Origin of the sequence: Sphingomonas sp. CFBP 13728 (assembly GCF_014841895.1) — a bacterium.
In the GTDB taxonomy this organism is placed as follows: Bacteria; Pseudomonadota; Alphaproteobacteria; order Sphingomonadales; family Sphingomonadaceae; genus Sphingomonas.
Window position 1 is genome coordinate 224858 of sequence record NZ_JACYUS010000001.1, and the last position, 17190, is coordinate 242047.

The following is a 17190-nucleotide window of genomic DNA, read 5'->3' on the forward strand; positions in this document are numbered from 1 at the left end:
TCAATGCCGATTGGCCTTAAGGAGAGAGCAGTGAAGCGTTTCACCACGGCGTCCGTCCTCGCACTGGCTGTCGCCAGTATCGCGCCCGCCGCCGCACAGGACGCGACCGGCCTCCTCTTCCGCGCCTCCGCCGACAAAAGCCTCACCGCCGACTACGCCACCGGCGACCCCGTCCCCAATTTCCGCAGCGGCGTCGATATCACCCCGGACGGTGCGATCGGCGGCGCAGCGCGCTGGGCGGACGATGGCTACGTTGCCTGGAAAGCCCCCGGCAACATTCGCGCGGACCGTGGCACGCTCGCCTTCTTCTGGCGCGCCCGCACACCCGTCGGCGAAGCCCCGTTCGTGATCTTTCGCACCGGGTTCGCCGACCATTCGAGCTGGGACATGGCATTCCTGCGTGTCGACTGGAACGGCCACGGTTTCGACGCCTTCGTGACCGACGCGAACCTCTCGCGCATCCGCGTCTCGTGGACGATCCCACAAGCGCCAGCCGCTGACGCATGGTCACACATCGCCTTCGCTTGGGACGAGACCGTCGGCGTCCAACTCTTCGTCGACGGCAAACTGGTCGCGCGGAAGGACCAGAAGGCGGACCTCGACAGCGGTCTCGACCAGTTCGGCCTAGCCGGCCGCGTCATGTCCCCGCACCAAGTGCAGAGCCGCTACAATTTCATGCGCGGATCGGACCTCGACGAGATCCGCGTCTATGACCTCATGCTCGCCGCTACCGACGTCGCATCGCTCGCGGAAAAACGCGAACCGTCCCCCGCCTCCGCGACCGACCCGACCGCCAGACGCGCCGCATGGCTCCACCGCTACGGCTGGGACAAGTCCACGCCACCGGTGCTCGACACCCCCGTCACCCGAGTCCGAAAAGTCGAGTTCGCCGACGCTAAGGACCAGAAGCAATGGATGTGGAAAGGCGTCGACGGGATCGCCGAGACGACCTGGCCCGGCGTCTACAACCGCTCCCGCCTGCCTGGCCGCGACGATTATTTCGAGCTGCCCGACTGGAACACCTATGTCGAAGGCGGCAAGCGCTATGACCTGACGATCCCCCCTGGCGAGCGCGTCAATCGCGTCGAGATCCGCGGCGCAGCATATGGCCGCCTAGACTGGAGCGACGGAACAAAGCCCGTCCAGATCGCCACCCGCGCGCAAGGCGTAGTCCGCAGCGTCGACCAGTTCGCCTTGCGCACGGGCGGCGTGCTCAGCTTTACGAACACGATGCAGGAGCAGCCGATCCAGGAGCTCTGGGCCTACGACATCGGCGCGGGCGCGGAACCCGTCGGCAGCTTCACGCTCTCCTACACCGTCGACGCGGCTGCATCGCCGAACCTCGCAGCACTCGCGCCCCTGAACGCCTACATCACCGGCCGGTTCGCCCCCGACGAGCGCAGCACCGTCGTCGCGATGCCCTCCGCCGGCCTCAAAGCCGCGGTCGGTGCAGGCACAGGCGGCGCATCGGGCGCCCCCGTCCGCCGCACGGACTCAGCCCCGATCGTCCACATCCTGATCCCGGCAAGCTTCGGCGACGCACTCCCCGACCGCCCCCTTGCCCGCGCGTTCGACTACGGCTGGCAGAACCTCAACGACGGCCTCGACGGCATCGCGATCGATATCCCCGCACTGACAGCCAAGCCCAACGCCGCCGGCCTGATCGCGCTCAACGTTCGTGTTAAGGACCCGATCTGGCCCGGCCGCGACATGATCGACCTCTCCGTCTCGGTCCGCCCGAACGAAGCGCGCACGCTCTGGCTCGACCTGCGAGACCGCATCCTGCCGAACGACAGCCTGTACTTGACGATCGCCAGCGCCGCCCCCGACTTCGACGCCGCCGCGCTGAACGGTGCCAAGATCCGCCTCGTCTTCAAACCCCGCACCGCCGCCCTCACCGAACACGTCGCCGACCGCATGGCGCAGGTGAAGGATAATTGGGGCTTTCTCGTCGAGGAACACACCGCGTCGAAGCGCGCTGGCCTCTACCAGCGCCTCTTCGCCGACATCTCCGACCTGCTCCGCGTCGATCCCGACAAGGCTCGCGCCCGCGCCTATTGGGCCGACATCAATTATCGCCCTGAGAACCTCCCAAACTTCGTCCAGCCTGTCGCCCCCGCCGGCATCCCCCTATGGGCTTTCCGCCAACTCGAGGACCTGAAACGAGTCCGCCAGTTCGTCATGTGGTGGATCGACGAACGCCAGGTTCCGTATGGCGATTTCGGCGGCGGCCTTTCCGACGATACCGACCTGACGCAGCAATGGCCCGGCCTAGCGCTGATGGGTGTCGAGCCCGACAAGATCAACGCTTCGCTCCGGGCGTTGTCCGACGCGGTCTACAAGAACGGTATGATCGTGAACGGGCTCGGCTACATCACAGCCGACGAACTGCACGCGTACGAGGAGGGCCTGAACAGCAACGCCGAACGGCTGTACCTCAACTGGGGCGAACCCAAGGCCGTGGAGCGCCTGATGGATAACACGCGCGCTCTGCAAACCGTAATCCTCAGGAACCCCGCCGGCCATATGCACTTCGCCAGCAACTGGTATGGCGGGCGGAAAATGTACCGCGAAGGCGCGTGGGAATGGCAGAAACCCTATGCCTTCACCGTCATGCACGGCCCGATGCTGGTCGGCCTCTACAATGCCAACCCGCTCGCGCGCGGCCTCGTCACCGGCGTGATCGACGGCTGGATGGCGCACGGCAAGCTGGGCCCGGACGGCAGCTGGAGCTATCCCAACGAGATCAACTGGCGCACCGACGCCGAGCGCGCCGGCGACGGCGGCGGCATCACCACGTCGTTGCAGGCGAGTTGGGCAGCATGGCGCTACACCGGCGACGAGAAATACCTGCGACCGATCAAGGCACGGCTCGCGAAGGCCGGTCCCGGCGCGCTGGCCGAGTTCAACGAGAACGCGTTCGACGCGCTTCCCGAAGGTGCCGCGGCGCGCGCCAAGCTGGCAGCTAGCAAGTCTGAGGACCCGTTCGCCCGCTACACCGCCTGGGCCGCAACGGGCGACACCACGCTGTTGGAAGCGCTCCACGCCGACGCCATCGCCGACAAGTCGCAGCACATGGACATGTACACCGAGGGCCATTGGTGGAGCGACCGCGTCGATCAGCCGAGCGAGATCCTGCAACGCGAACGCCTCGGTGGCGTCGCACTCCGCCGCAACCAGAGCTGGCCCGGCAATACCGTAAGCTGGCGCTTCGCCGAGCCGGGCGCGGCCGAGCGCGTCGCAATCCTGCTGCCGGGCGCCACGCCGACGAAGTTCCGCGTGATCGCGTACAACGCAAGCGACCACGCCCAGCAAGCGACGATGTCGACCTGGACCGTCACCGCAGGCCGCTGGTCGATGCAGGCTTCGAGCAGCACCGACGGCGGCAAGACGCTCGCGCCGATCGGGGCTGCGCGGGCCATGACACTCGAACGCAGCGCAAGCACCGACGTCTCCTTCGCACCCGGGACGACGGTGTTCGACTTCGCATTGATCGAGGCCGGCGCACCGGTCGACGAGCGCGCCGACCTTGGCATCGGCACGGACGACGTGGTCGTGAACGGCCGGAGCGTAAGGGTCACCGTCCACAGCCTCGGTGCGAAGGACGCGAAAGGCGGCCGTGCGGAACTGGTCGACGCGGCGGGGAGGATCGTCGCCACTGCGAGCATTTCCCCGCTAGCCGCCCCGCTCGATCTTCGGCCGAAGACAGTGATCGTGAAGCTGTCGATCCCATCCGGCGTCGATCTCTCGACGCTGACCGTGCAGGTCGCGCTCGCCGGAGACGAACCGGAGATCACCCAAGCCAACAACCGCGTCCCGCTCCGATGATGAACCCGCGTACACCAGTAATTCTTACACCCCCTCCCCAGTCCGTTCGTGCTGAGCGAAGTCGAAGCACCTTTTCTTGGGGCACACCCTTCGACTTCGCTCAGGGCGAACGTAGGTATCGGGAATGACTCCGGACCGCAGAAGCGTACTCGTTGGACTGGGAGCATCAGCCTTCCTTGCTACGAACGTGCGTGCCCAACCCACCCCGTCCCTACGCCAAGCCCTCGACGACGCCGCCGCGACCCACCCAGACGAAGCGCTCCGCGTGCTAGCCTCCTTCGACGCGAGCATCCTACAACCCGGTGACCGCCTAGACCTGACCACCGCCCGTGCCGGCCTCAAGATCGACGCCGCTATCGCCCAGTCCGCCTTCGGCCGCATCGGACGCAGCCCTTACCGCGTCACACCGACGACCGGCGCCTGGAAGGCCCCGCGTCCGGATCCAGCGAAGATCGACGCGGACACCGCTGCGATCCTCGCCGACGCCGAAGCCGGCATCATCCTTCCTCGCCTATCTCTCGACCGCACAGTCGATGCGCTTCGATCCGCGCCTGCGAACCCCGCGATCGACCGACAGATCGCCGCGCTCGAAAGTCTGCGCGACACCGCCCCTTCCGTCCCCGGCGTCGGCCGGTTCCGGGGCGGCGCGGACTGGTACGCGCTGCAACTCCAACGCTCGCTCGGCACCATGACTCTGGCCTATGCCGAACGCCGACTCTTCAGCGAACTGAACCGCCTTCACGCCCGCGCAACGCACCTGTTCGACCAAATCGGCGCGCCGAACGGCACGGTCGCAGAACGCTACGCCGAACTCTGGCGAGACGAGCACTTCCTTTACCCGGACACCGACGCGGGCCGGACCGAAGCCATTACCGACATGAACCGCATGCTCGCCACGGCGCGAACCCATATCCCGGCAGCATTCGGTACACTCGCTCCCTGGTGTCTGAACGCCAGCGCCCGCGCGCTGTCCCCGCAAGAGATCGCTGCCGGCCGAGGTGGCTACCGCGAAGTTCCGACGCCAGCCCACCCCGGCGCCTATGTCGCCGACCTGAAGGACATCCGCCGTCGCCCCCGCTGGACGCTGCCCAGCGTCGTCGCGCACGAATTGCTCCCCGGCCACATGATCCAGCTTGGTCTGGAAGGCGCCACCCCGCCCCATTCGCTCCGTATCGACTACGCCTCGGCGTTCGTCGAAGGTTGGGGCATCTACGCCGAGCAACTCGCCGAACAGGCCGGCGCCTATGCCGACCCGCACGACGCGCTCGGCCACATCCACTGGCTCCTGTTTCGCGTCGCCCGCGCACTCGTCGATCTCGGCATCCACCTCCACGGCTGGTCGATCGAACAAGCCCGCGAGCGCCTCGTCGAATGGCAGGGCGAACCCGCGTATTTCGCGCCGTTCGACGTCGAACTCGCGCGCATCCCGCTCGAACCAGCCACGCGTGTCGCCGAGGCGATGGCGTGGCTCACGATCGCCGATACCGCGCGCGGTAAACCTCCGGTCGCGTATCACACCACGCTGCTCGTCCACGGTCGCCAGCGCACCGATGATATCCGAAAGATCCCATCATGACCTTCACCCGACGCGATGCCTTCACCACGCTCGGCGCAGCCGGCGCGTTGCTCGTTCCCGGCGAGGCACCTGCCCGTACCGCAGCAAAGACTACGCCCGCCGCCCCCGACTGGCGCCGCGGTCTGGATAACCAGCGTATCGCCGATCTAGGCGACGGCCGCTTCCTGAACCCGGTGATGGCCGGCGACCGACCCGACCCCGCAATCCTGAAGGACGGGTCGGACTATTACATGACTTTCTCCAGTTTCGATTCCTATCCTGGGCTCGTCATCTGGCACTCGCGCGATCTGGTGAACTGGCAACCGGTCGGCCCGGCCCTCACGCGCAACATCGGATCGGTCTGGGCGGTCAGCCTTGAGAAGCACGACGGCCGCTATTTCCTCTATATCCCGGTGAAAGCCGAGCCGAACTCGATCTGGGTGATCCACGCAGATCGCATAGAAGGGCCGTGGAGCGATCCGGTAGACCTTGGCCTGCACAAGCATATCGACCCGTGCCACATCGTCGGCGAGGACGGCAGTCGCTGGCTCTTCCTGTCGGGCGGGGACCGCATCCGCCTCGCCGCCGACGGCCTTTCGACAGTCGGTGCGGTCGAGCACGTCTATGATCCGTGGCGCTATCCCGAGCACTGGATCGTCGAGGGGTTCTCGCCGGAGGGGCCCAAGATCGTCCGCCACGGCGGCTGGTTCTACCTCATCACCGCGGTGGGCGGCACCGCCGGACCGCCGACCGGGCATATGGTGATCGCAGCGCGCTCCCGCTCGATCCACGGCCCTTGGCAGGATTGTCCCGCCAACCCGATCGTCCGCACCACCGACACCGCCGAACGCTGGTGGTCGCGGGGTCACGCCTCGCTCGTAGAAGGGCCGGCAGGCGACTGGTGGGCACTCTATCACGGGTTCGAGAACGGCTATTGGACGCTCGGCCGCCAGACGCTGCTCGATCCCGTGGAGTGGACCGCCGATGGCTGGTTCCGGATGAAGGGCGGCGACCTGTCGAAGCCGCTTGCGAAACCGAAAGGCGGCACCACGGTCCCGCACGGCCAGATACTCTCGGACAATTTCGAGACCCTCGCGCTCGGGACGAAATGGAGCTTCTTCCGCCCCCGCCCCGACGAGGCGAAACGCGCGTCTGTCTCCGGCAACACCCTGACGCTCGCCGCCAGCGGTAGTGCGCCCGTCGACTCCTCCCCGCTGCTGCTGATCGCCGGCGACACGCGCTACCAATTCGAATGCGATGTCGCGATCGATCCCGGCACCACCGCCGGGTTGATCCTGTTCTACGACGACAAGCTCTATTGCGGGCTCGGCTTCGACGGCGACCGGTTCGTCACGCACCAATATGGCGCCGAACGTGGCCGTCCCACGAACCCGCACGGCCGTTCGATGCGGATCCGCGTCACCAACGATCGCCATATCGTCACGTACGACACCAGCGGCGACGGCGGCCGGACCTGGCACCGGTTCGATCGCGGGATGGAGGTGTCGGGCTACCACCACAATGTCCGTGGCGGTTTCCTGATGCTGCGACCGGGACTGTACGCAGCGGGAAAAGGCGTAGCGCGCTTCCGAAATTTCCGGTTCTCTGCTATCTGATACTGGATACTCGCCGGTCCTCTCGATCGCGCGCCTGCGTGCCTGCCGCGCGTCCAAATCTTCGGGGAGTCCGGTTTGCAGATTGTGACCTTGTGCCTGTTCCTGTTGCTCGCCGTCGTGGTGAGCGGCATCGTCTCGCGCATGCTGCCCTCGGCGTTGCCCCGGCCGCTGGTACAGATCGCGCTCGGCGCCTTGATCGGCATGGTCGCGCACGTCCGGGTCGAACTGGATCCCGAACTCTTCTTCCTGCTGCTCGTCCCGCCCCTCCTGTTCCTGGACGGCTGGAGGATCCCGAAGGACGAACTCTTCCGCGATCGTGGCGCCGTGTTGGGGCTCGCGCTCGGCCTCGTTTTCCTCACCGTCCTTGGCATGGGCCTCTTCATTCATTGGCTGATCCCGGCGATGCCGCTGGGGGTCGCGTTCGCGCTCGCAGCCGTGGTGTCGCCGACCGATCCTATCGCGGTCTCGGCGGTCGCGCAGAACGCGCCGATCCCGAAGCGGATGATGCATATCCTCGAAGGCGAAGCGTTGCTGAACGACGCGTCCGGCCTGGTCTGCGTCCGCTTTGCGATCGCCGCCGTGCTGACCGGCACCTTCTCGTTCGCCGATGCCGCCGCGACCTTCGCGTGGATGGCGATTGCGGGCGTGGCGATCGGCGTCGGTGTCGCGCTCGGCATCGTTGCGACCAAGAGTGCGTTCGCGCGGCGGTTCGGTGACGAAGCCGGATCGAATATCCTCGTCAGCCTGCTGATCCCGTTCGCCGCCTATCTGCTGGCCGAGCACATTCACGCGTCGGGCGTGCTCGCCGCCGCCGCCGCGGGGATCGCAATGAGCTTTACTGATGCCACGACGGCGGTCGCGGCCGGAACGCGTATCCGCCGTCGTGCGGTCTGGGACATGCTACAGTTCACGCTGAACGGTGTGATCTTCGTGCTGCTCGGCGAACAATTGCCCGAAGTGTTCGTCCGTGCGCGCGATACCGTGACGTCGACGGGGCATGTCAGCCCGTGGTGGCTTGCGGTCTATGTCGTCGCGGTCGTCGCCGGTCTGGCGATTCTGCGCTACGGTTGGGTTTGGGTATCGCTCCAGTTCACGCTGCTCCGCGCGCGACGTCGCAATGACCCCGCCGCCGGTGAGAGCCCGCCACGCCGGATCATCGCCGCGATGTCTTGCGCCGGCGCGCGCGGCGCGATCACGCTGGCGGGCGCGCTGACGTTGCCATTGAGCATGGCCGACGGGACGCCGTTCCCGGCGCGCGACCTAGTCATCTTCCTGGCGTCGGGTGTTATCCTGTCGTCGCTCGTGATCGCTGCGGTAGGGTTGCCGCTGCTCCTGCGCGGACTAAGCCTGCCGCCCGAAACCGGCGTCGGCGCGGCGCGCGATCAGGCCAAGCTGGTTGCGGCTAACGCGGCGATCGCAGAACTTGACCGCGTCCAGCACCGGATGGCCGAGGGACGCGACGATCCCGACCGCTTCACCGATATCGCCGCGCGCCTGATGGACCAGTATCGCGAACGGATCGACAGCCTCTCGACCCAGCCGGAAGATCGTTCACAGCATGGCGATGGCGTGATCGAACGCGACATGCGCCTCGCTGCGGTCCGTGCCGAACGCAACGCAATCTTCGATCTGGCGCGCCGCCGTGAGATCGGCGTCGAACTGGCGGAGCAATTGGGGCGCGAACTCGACTTGGCCGATGCCCGACTGTCACGTCAGGTACTGCACTGAAGGCCGGCGTTGAGCGCCCCGCTTGTCCGTGTGACTGAAACCAGCGGGGCGCTGAAGGTTACGCGATACTAGGCGATGCCTCTGACGCGCGCTATGCCGCTTTAACATGAATCTAGTATGAACGAGGTGCCCTGCCCGTCCGTGCGACACTCTCGTATCCGGGCAGGGCACCGAGGACGCGGCGGCCGTTCGGCCGCGCATCGCTGACGACAAGCTAGCAGGAGATGCCGAGGTGAGAAGCACGGCCCATCACGTCTGCGCCTCGCCTTGTCCGAAATCGAGGTACGTTGCGGCGTCCGTCCGCCCGTGACCTGTCTTCAGCGCCGTGTCCCTGTGCCTTGGGGCAGTTTGACCTTGCGGAGTGACGCAATCATCGCGCGGGCACCCGGCGGCGCCACCTGTACGAAAAGCTCGAAAAGATCGGTGTCGCTCAGCGCATCGGCATCGACACCGATCGGCAACGCAATCGCCTGACGGCTCCGGGCACCCGGCTGCGCTTCCAGGACGATCGTCCGCCATGTCATGCCGACCGGCGGCTGCCCGACCACGTCGTCGAACTCCCCGGCGACCATGTTCCTCAGTCGCAATCGTCGGTCGAGGTTCTTGTCGAACCACGCCTCGTCTCCAGCGGTCGCGATCTGGACTGCCATTGCCTTCTGGTTCTTCACGCGTCTTCGACTCCTGCGCATTCGAGACGAGACAGGTGTTGCCAGATTGCCGCAGATGCAACCGCTCAATAATTCAGGGGCCAACTCGCTGTTGATAATAACTATCAGAAACATTAGCGGGGCGGCGTAACGTAAAGGGTATCACATGACATATCGTCTCGGCATCGCTTTCCTGCTGGGTTCCGCCGCTCTCGCAGTCGCACCCGGCTATGCGCAGACCGCGCAAAACGATGACGAATCGGGAGTCATCGTGGTCAACGCACAGCAGGCGCGCACTCAGGCGTTGTCGGGCACCAAGACCGATACCCCCCTCGCCGAGACGCCCCAGTCGATTACCGTCATCACCGCTGATGATATTGCAGGCCGCAGCTTGCAGAACCTCAACCAAGCGCTTCGCTTTGTCGCAGGTGTGACGCCCGAAACGCGCGGGTCGAGCGGCGAGGTCTATGACCAGTTCAAGCTGCGCGGCTTCGACGCGCCGGTCTATCTCGACGGCCTGAAGCAGTTCGGCAGCCCGTCGGGCTATGCCGTGCCACAGGTCGACGTCTCACGTCTCGACCGGATCGAAGTGATCAAGGGGCCCGCATCGGTATTGTACGGCCAGTCGAGCCCCGGCGGCCTCGTCGCGGAATCGAGCAAGCTCCCGCTCGATCAGGCGCTCTACGGCGCGATCAGCGGCACCTACGGCAATTACGATCTCTACCGCGTCGATGCCGACATCGGCGGGCGAGCGGGCGAAGGCGTTCTCTGGCGGATCAACGGCAGCGCGAATGGCGCCGACACGCAGCAGAAGTTCGGCAAGCGCGAACGCCAGACGATCTCGGGCGCCGTGACGGCAGGCGCGGGCAGTTCGACCAGCTTGACCCTGCTCGGCGCCTATTCGCATGATCCGTATAACGGAGACTACGGCGTGTTTCCGGCCAGCGGAACGCTACTCGCCAATCCGAACGGCAAGCTCCCGACCAGATTCGACGGAGGCGAGGCTGGCAACCGCTTCAGCCGCGAGCAGGCGGCACTCACCTACATCTTCCGCCACGATTTCGGCGGCGGCTGGGCGTTCCGCTCATCGGGTCGCTATCAGTATGTAAAGTCGGCGCTCGGGCTGATCTATACCGCAGGGGCGCTCGATACGAGCGATCCGACCCAACAGACGTATAGCCGTGCATCCTATGCAACGCGCGAGCAGCTCAACAATTGGACGTTCGACAACCAGCTGACCGGCTCAGTCCAGACCGGTCCCGTCCAGCACACGCTGTTGTTCGGCGTTGATCGCCAAGTCGCGCACTCGACCGAGGATTTCGCTTTTGGTTCTGCACCGTCGATCAACGGCTTTGCGCCGGTGTACGGAACGGTATCCCCGCCGCAGAGCGTAGCGGCGGTGCCTAATCCGTTCGGCGGCTACATTGCGACCCGCCAGCGTCAGCAGGGCCTCTACGCGCAGGATCAGATGTCGCTCGGCGAGCTCCGCGTGGTGCTCAGCGGCCGACAGGACTGGGCGCGCGCGCAACAGTTCGGCGGCGCTGCGAAACACGACGAGAAGTTCACCTACCGTGCCGCAGCGCTCTACACGCTGCCGTTCGGCCTCGCGCCGTATGCGAGCTATTCGACGTCGTTTGAACAGCAGGCAGGTACCGTGCTCCGTCCCGATGGATCGTTCGGCATCGCCGATCCGTCGCTCGGCAAGCAGTTCGAGGCCGGCGCGAAATTCACGATCCCGGGCACGCAGATCCTGCTCTCGGGAGCGTGGTTCCGCATCGACCAAACCAACGTGCTGACCTCGACGCCGACGTTCTCGGTCTCGACGCAGACCGGCAAGGTCCGCTCGCAGGGCGTGGAATTCGAGGGTAGCGCGCCGCTGCCGTACGGCTTCAACGCCCGTGCTGCCTATAGCCGTCAACGCGTGAAGGTGACGCAAGACGTAAACGATCCAACGCGCGTCGGACGTGGCCTCGAAACCGTCGGGCGCGGTGGAGCGTCGCTAGGCCTCGACTGGGCGCCGCCCGTGAGTGCCTTGGAAGGGCTGACAATCGGCGGGGCGGTGCGTCACGTCGACCAGGTCTATGCAGGCGTCACGCCGACCGAGACCGTCGGTCGCAACAGCCCGTCCTACACGGTCTATGATGCGCTGATCCGTTATGACTTAGAGAAGCTCGCGCCATCGCTGCGGGGCCTTAGCCTTGCGGTCAACGGCGCGAATATCTTCGACAAGAAGTATCTGACGTCGTGCTTCGCCAACTACAACTGGTGCTGGTACGGCAACCGCCGGACGGTACAGGCGACGATCGGCTATCGTTTCTGACCCAAGCTATCGACGTTCCCAACCGAGGTTGCAGAGCAACATCGGTTGGGAACGTCGATAGCTAGCGGCGATCAGGCGACCAAGGCGCAGCGTTTCGCTATAGGCCGGCGCATGATACCGGTCCTCTACAGCTTCCGACGCTGCCCATACGCGATGCGCGCGCGTCTCGCGATCGCGGCGAACGATCGTCGCGTTGAACTGCGCGAGATCGTCTTGCGGGAAAAGCCGGCGGCGATGATCGACGCGTCGCCCAAGGGAACCGTGCCGGTGCTAGTGCTGCCGGACGGGACGGTGATCGACCAGAGTCTAGACATTATGCGCTGGGCCTGTGCGAACACACGCGATGCTGAATGGCCGACTGGTAGCAACGCCGGGTTGATCGCAACGAACGACGGCGAATTCAAACACCATCTCGACCGCTACAAATACGCCGCTCGCTACGACGTCGATCCGATCGAGCACCGCGGCGCCGCGACCGTCCTGCTCTGCGACCTGGACGAGCGGCTCCGTGCTACCGGCAGTCTGGGCATCAGCCCGCAGTCGATGACTGATCTTGCGATCATGCCGTTCGTCCGCCAGTTCGCGCAAACCGATCGATCCTATTTCGATGGTTTGCCGTTCGAGCGGCTACGCGCGTGGCTGGCGATGCACCTCGCATCGGCGCTGTTCGCTCGGGTCATGATACGCCCGACGCCTTGGCAACCGGACGATCCTCCGATGATATTCCCGACGACGACCGACGCGCAGTAGGAGGCCCCGGCAAAACCGAGGCCCCCTGCCCGCGTCAGAAGCCGACGCTGATCGTCCCGAACACCTGGCGCGGTGCGACCGGGAACTGGTTGAACGTGCCGCTTGCCGCGCCGATGCTGAGCGTCGAGGCGGCGCGCTTGTTCGTAATGTTGGTAACGTTGAGGCTGACCGTCGCCGTCTTGACGATCTCCCCTTCCGACAATGGCACGCGCGCAGCGATGCGGCCGGACAGCGTGAAGTAGGACGGCACCGACAGGTCGTTGGTATAGGTCGCGAACCGTTTGCCGATATAGTCGCCGACGAGCTGCGCGTCGAAGATGCCGTAATTCGCCGAAGCGGTGAATTTGTTGAGCCAGTCGGGGCTGCCCGGTACCTTCTTGCCCGCGGTCGCGACGGTGCTCGTACCGCTGATGTAGTTCTCCTCGTAGCGTGAGTTGTTGTACGATAGCGCATCGTAGAACGAGAAGTGCGAGCCGAATCGGAACGTGCCCGCGATGTCGAACCCGTCGGTCTTCACCGCACCGACGTTCTGCAGGATCGCCGCGCCGCTGACGACCGCAGTCACAACCGGGTTCGGGCTGATCCCGAGCAGGCGGTTGCTGAAGTCGACGTGATAGACGCTGATCTGGCCATCGAAGCCGGTCAACGGGCCAAGGTTCAGCGCATGATGCGAGCGAAGGCCCGCCTCATAGGTCCAGCTCGTCTCGGGCTCGACGTCCTGCTTGAACAGGTCGAACGCCGCCTGGCTGCCGAGCGCGAACGGCGACAAGCCGGCCGCAGCGCTCGTCTGGAACTGGCGAATATTCTTCTGGACGTTGACGAACACCTGCTCGTTGTCGGTCGCATCCCACAGCGCACCAAGCTGTGGCAGGAAGTATTTGTGCGTATCGATCTTGCCGACCGGCAGCGCGACCGAGCCGGTGAACGAGCCCGGGATCGGCTGCGTCGGGACGCGCTGCGACGCGTTCTGGAACGTGCTCTTGACGCCCCCCTGGATCGTGAGCGTCGGCAAGACCTTCCAGCTGTCCTGGATGTGCGCCTGGTATTCGTCGACGCGGACTTCGCTGTGATATTGCGTGATCAGCGGCGTCAGTTCTTCGCGCGGACGCTGGTATGGCGTGCTCGGATCGTTGACCGGGAACGGATACCAGCGGCGATATGCGGACGAGCTCTGATGCTCGTACCAGACGCCGAACTCGACATGATGCGCGCCGATATCGAGCGCGACCGTGGAGACGAGGCCACCGCGGTCGATCCGGTATTCTGTCGTGCGCGTCGCGAGGCCCGAGCCGCCGAACACCTGGGTGAGGTTCTGGCCCGGATAGTAGAACGAGAACAGCTTGGGCAGACCGGCGACGTCGATCGGACCGCCGATGACGCCGACGCCGTCATTGTGATGGTAATAGGCCTGGTTCGAGAAGGTGACCTTATCGCTGACGTTCCAGTCGTATTTGACGTAGCCGAGATAGTCGGTGCGTGCCGCGACACCGTAGTAATTGCGGTAGTTCGACCCATCCGCCTTGTACGCGCCGGAGTTGAGATAGGTCAGCATTGCGTTGAAATCGGGATAGACGAACGGGCGGACATACGGCGCGGTGGCTTGCGTCGCGGTCGTGATGACGGTCGAATCCTCGTTCGGCTCGGTCTTGTCCGAGAACGCGCCGTAGAGCGTCAGCTTGCCGTTCGAGTCATCGTGGACGAACTTGGCATTGGCCTGATAGCCGCCCTGAATACCGTTGAAATCCCACGCCTTCGCCTTCTGCCGCGAGCCAGAGATGTAGAACGCGTTGCCGTTGCCCAGATCGCCGCTGTCGATCCGCGCGAACAGTCGCGATGTCGAGTGGCTGCCGAGCGTCTGGTCCACTTGGACGCCAAGATCCTTTTTGGGGTCGCTCGAGAAGGTATCGATCGTACCGCCGAGGTTGCTGGTCGATGCGGTGCCGAGATCGCCCGCGCCGCTGGCCAGCGTGACGCGCGAGACGTTCTCCGAGATGATTGCACGTTGCGGCGACAAGCCGTTGTAATTGCCGTAATTCTGATCGCCCAGCGGCAGGCCGTCGAGCGTGTAGCCGAGTTGCTGCGCGTTGAAGCCGTGGACGAACAGCGAGATGTTCTGCTCGTTGTTGCCCCATGGATCGGCGGTGAGGAAGGTGACGCCCGGCAACGTCTGGAGCGCCTTCAACGGGCTGACGCCGGGAAGGATCTTCTGCATGTCGACGCCGCTGACCTGCGTCACCGATCGCGTGTTCGCGCCGGTGACGACGATCGTATCATCCTGCCCGGCGGGCGGGGTTGCTGGATCGGCGGGATCGGCCACTGGAGCAGGCGAACCCGGCTCCGCATCCTTGGCAACCAGCGACTGCGCCGTTGCGGTTATTGGCACGCCGACCACGACAAAACCGATAGCGCTGCACAACAGCCGCGCGGCCGTACGAGAAAACATCGTCATTCTTGAAAACCCCTAGCGAGATCGATCGATCGTCACTCCCGGGGCTGCGCCTATTGGCACTGCGAGACAGTCGGATGACCGTTGCGCTACAGATTTAATATGGTGCGGTGCAGCGGTCCAAAAGGCCGCTGCACCGCCGCCGCATCACTTCGCGGTCACCGTCAGGCCGCGGTCTTCGAGCATCGGGCCGATATCCGGGTCCTTGCCGTAGAACGCCTTGAACATCGGACCGTAATCCTCGGTATGGCCCTTCGACAGGATCATGTCGCGGAAGCGCTGGCCGTTCGCACGCGTAAGCCCGCCATGCGCCATGAACCACGCATACGCGTCGTTATCGAGCATCTGCGTCCACAGATATGCGTAGTAGCCGGCCGCATAGCCACCCGCCCAGATGTGCGCGAAATAGCTGGTCCGATAGCGCGGCGGCACGTCCTTCGTGTCGAGGCCCATCGAGTTGAGCGCTTTGGTCTCGAACGCATCGACATCCTGCGGCCCGGCCGACGCCGGCAGCGAATGCCAGTCCTGATCGAGCGTCGCCGCCGCGACCAGTTCCCCCAGTTCATAGCCCTGGTTGAACTTCGCCGCGTTCTTGATCTTGGTGACGAGCGCCTGGGGCATCACCGCGCCGGTGCGATAATCCTTGGCGTAGTTCGCGAACACCTTGGGATCGAGCGCCCAATGCTCGTTGAACTGCGACGGGAACTCGACCCAGTCGCGCGCGGTGTTGGTGCCCGAGACCAAAGGATAGGTCTGGTTCGCGAACAGCCCGTGCAGCGCGTGGCCGAATTCGTGGAACATCGTCGTCACGTCGTCGAACGTGATCAGCGCAGGCTGGCCCGGCGCGGGCTTGGTGAAGTTGCCGACGTTATACACGACGGGTTTCGTCTTCAGCAGCTTCGACTGGCCGACGAAGTTCGACATCCACGCGCCGCCCGCCTTGTTGTCACGCTTCCAGTAATCGAAATACATCAGGCCCAGTTCGGAGCCGTCCTTGTCGAACACCGTGAAGATGCGGATGTCCGGCTGGTAGGTCGGGATGTCGCGGCGTTCCTTGAAGGTGACGCCGTAGAGCTGGTTCGCTGCGAAAAACACACCGTCGGTCAGCACGCGGCTGATCTCGAAATACGGCTTCAGCTCGTTCTGGTCGAGGTCGTACTTGGCCTTGCGCACCTTGTCCGAATAGAAATCCCAGTCCGATGGCGCGAGCGGGAACGATGCGCCGGTCGCGTTGATCGTCTTTTGCAACTCGGCCGCCTCTCGACGCTGCTCCGCGACGGTCGCGGGGACGAGCTGCGTCATGAAGCCCTTCGCCGCCGCCGGGGTCTTCGCCATCTGGTCGTACAGCGAGTAGGCGGCATAGTTCGGATAGCCGAGCAGCTGCGCCTTCTGCGCGCGCAACTGCGCTATCTTCTGGATCAGCGCGCGCGTATCGTTGGCGTCACCGCGCTGCGACCGGTTCCAGCTCTTCTCGAACAGCGCCGCGCGGGTCGCACGATCGGAGAGCGAGGCGAGCGCCGGCTGCTGCGTCGTGTTCTGGAGTGACAGCACGTACTTGCCGGGCATCCCCCGCTCCTTCGCGCCTTCGGCAGCGGCCGCGATCTCCGCATCGCTTAGGCCCGCAAGCTTGGCCTTGTCGTCGACCACCAGCGCGCCTGCCTTGGTCCCGGCGAGCAGCTTCTGCTGGAAGTCGGTCGTCGCGGTCGAGATCTGCGTGTTGAGCAACCGCAGCTTGGCCTTGTCGGCGTCGTTCAACTGCGCCCCGGCATGCAGGAAATCGCTGTGATAGATCTCGAGGACCTGCTTCTGTTCGGCATCGAGACCGAGCGAATCCTTTTTCGCATACAGCGCCTGGACGCGCGCGAAGAGCTTGGGATCGAGGTAGATCGCATCGCTATGCTGCGCGAGCTTGGGCGCCTCGGCGGACCGTACCGCGTCGAGTGCATCGTTGGTGTTCGCCTGCGACACGCCGAAGAACGCCTGGCTCGCGCGATCGAGCGTCCCGCCCGAGCGTTCCATCGCCTCGATCGTGTTCGCGAAGGTCGGCGCAGCGGAGTTGTTGGCGATCGCCTTCATTTCGGCGATCTGCTCGGCCATGCCCTGTTCGAGCGCAGGCTGATAATCGGCATCGGTGATCTGGTCGAAGCGCGGCGCCTGGAACGGCAGCGTGCTGGGCACGGTCAGCGGATTGACGCGCGACGGTTTGGCAATCGGTTTGGAGGGGGTTTGCGCGGAGGCGGCGCTGGCGATGCAACAGAGAAGAGCAGCGGAACGAAGCAGGCTGGAACGCGACATCGAGG

General features: G+C 65.0%; 9 protein-coding genes. 6 read left to right on the plus strand and 3 right to left on the minus strand.

Features of this window, described 5'->3' with window-relative positions:
- Window positions 1-3: 3 nt before the first annotated feature.
- The 4 genes from IFT67_RS00985 (at window position 4) to IFT67_RS01000 (ending at window position 8727) form a co-directional block, all read left to right on the plus strand.
- Window positions 4-3828 carry a LamG-like jellyroll fold domain-containing protein gene (locus IFT67_RS00985; RefSeq protein ID WP_192144698.1) on the plus strand — a complete coding sequence of 1275 codons (3825 nt, stop codon included), beginning with the start codon at window positions 4-6 and terminating at the stop codon, window positions 3826-3828.
- 265 nt (window positions 3829-4093) lie between these two features.
- The gene (locus IFT67_RS00990) at window positions 4094-5404 is read left to right on the plus strand and encodes a DUF885 family protein (RefSeq protein ID WP_192144699.1); all 1311 of its coding nucleotides are present in this window, start codon (window positions 4094-4096) and stop codon (window positions 5402-5404) included.
- Window positions 5401-6999: a family 43 glycosylhydrolase gene (locus IFT67_RS00995; RefSeq protein ID WP_192144700.1), complete on the plus strand. Its 1599-nt coding sequence runs from the start codon at window positions 5401-5403 to the stop codon at window positions 6997-6999. Before IFT67_RS00990 ends, IFT67_RS00995 begins: the two co-directional genes overlap by 4 nt.
- 75 nt (window positions 7000-7074) lie before the next feature.
- Window positions 7075-8727 carry a Na+/H+ antiporter gene (locus IFT67_RS01000; protein ID WP_181321125.1) on the plus strand — a complete coding sequence of 551 codons (1653 nt, stop codon included), beginning with the start codon at window positions 7075-7077 and terminating at the stop codon, window positions 8725-8727.
- A gap of 317 nt (window positions 8728-9044) precedes the next feature.
- Here the strand turns inward: IFT67_RS01000 and IFT67_RS01005 are convergent, their stop codons facing one another.
- Window positions 9045-9395, minus strand: coding sequence for a hypothetical protein (locus IFT67_RS01005; protein WP_192144701.1), 351 nt, complete (start codon window positions 9393-9395; stop codon window positions 9045-9047).
- Between the two features lie 145 nt (window positions 9396-9540).
- On the opposite strand from IFT67_RS01005, the gene IFT67_RS01010 reads away from it, so the two are divergent.
- Together IFT67_RS01010 and IFT67_RS01015 are read left to right on the plus strand one after the other, a co-directional pair.
- Entirely contained in the window at window positions 9541-11694 is a 2154-nt protein-coding gene (locus IFT67_RS01010; RefSeq protein WP_192144702.1) for a TonB-dependent siderophore receptor, read from the plus strand.
- 111 nt (window positions 11695-11805) lie between these two features.
- Entirely contained in the window at window positions 11806-12444 is a 639-nt protein-coding gene (locus IFT67_RS01015) for a glutathione S-transferase (protein ID WP_192144703.1), read from the plus strand.
- A gap of 34 nt (window positions 12445-12478) precedes the next feature.
- On the opposite strand, the gene IFT67_RS01020 is transcribed toward IFT67_RS01015, so the two are convergent.
- Complete coding sequence (locus IFT67_RS01020; RefSeq protein WP_244647118.1) at window positions 12479-14893, minus strand: TonB-dependent receptor; 2415 nt, start codon at window positions 14891-14893, stop codon at window positions 12479-12481.
- Between the two features lie 144 nt (window positions 14894-15037).
- Entirely contained in the window at window positions 15038-17185 is a 2148-nt protein-coding gene (locus IFT67_RS01025; protein ID WP_192144704.1) for a M3 family metallopeptidase, read from the minus strand.
- Between the last annotated feature and the right edge of the window lie 5 nt (window positions 17186-17190).

Bases quoted from the DNA above. Each gene is read 5' to 3' on its own strand.
- IFT67_RS00985 (WP_192144698.1), top strand. From the start codon at position 4: ATGCCGATTGGCCTTAAGGAGAGAGCAGTGAAGCGTTTCACCACGGCG.
- IFT67_RS00995 (WP_192144700.1), top strand. From the start codon at position 5,401: ATGACCTTCACCCGACGCGATGCCTTCACCACGCTCGGCGCAGCCGGC.
- IFT67_RS01010 (WP_192144702.1), top strand. From the start codon at position 9,541: ATGACATATCGTCTCGGCATCGCTTTCCTGCTGGGTTCCGCCGCTCTC.
- IFT67_RS01015 (WP_192144703.1), top strand. From the start codon at position 11,806: ATGATACCGGTCCTCTACAGCTTCCGACGCTGCCCATACGCGATGCGC.
- IFT67_RS01020 (WP_244647118.1), bottom strand. From the start codon at position 14,893: ATGACGATGTTTTCTCGTACGGCCGCGCGGCTGTTGTGCAGCGCTATC.
- IFT67_RS01025 (WP_192144704.1), bottom strand. From the start codon at position 17,185: ATGTCGCGTTCCAGCCTGCTTCGTTCCGCTGCTCTTCTCTGTTGCATC.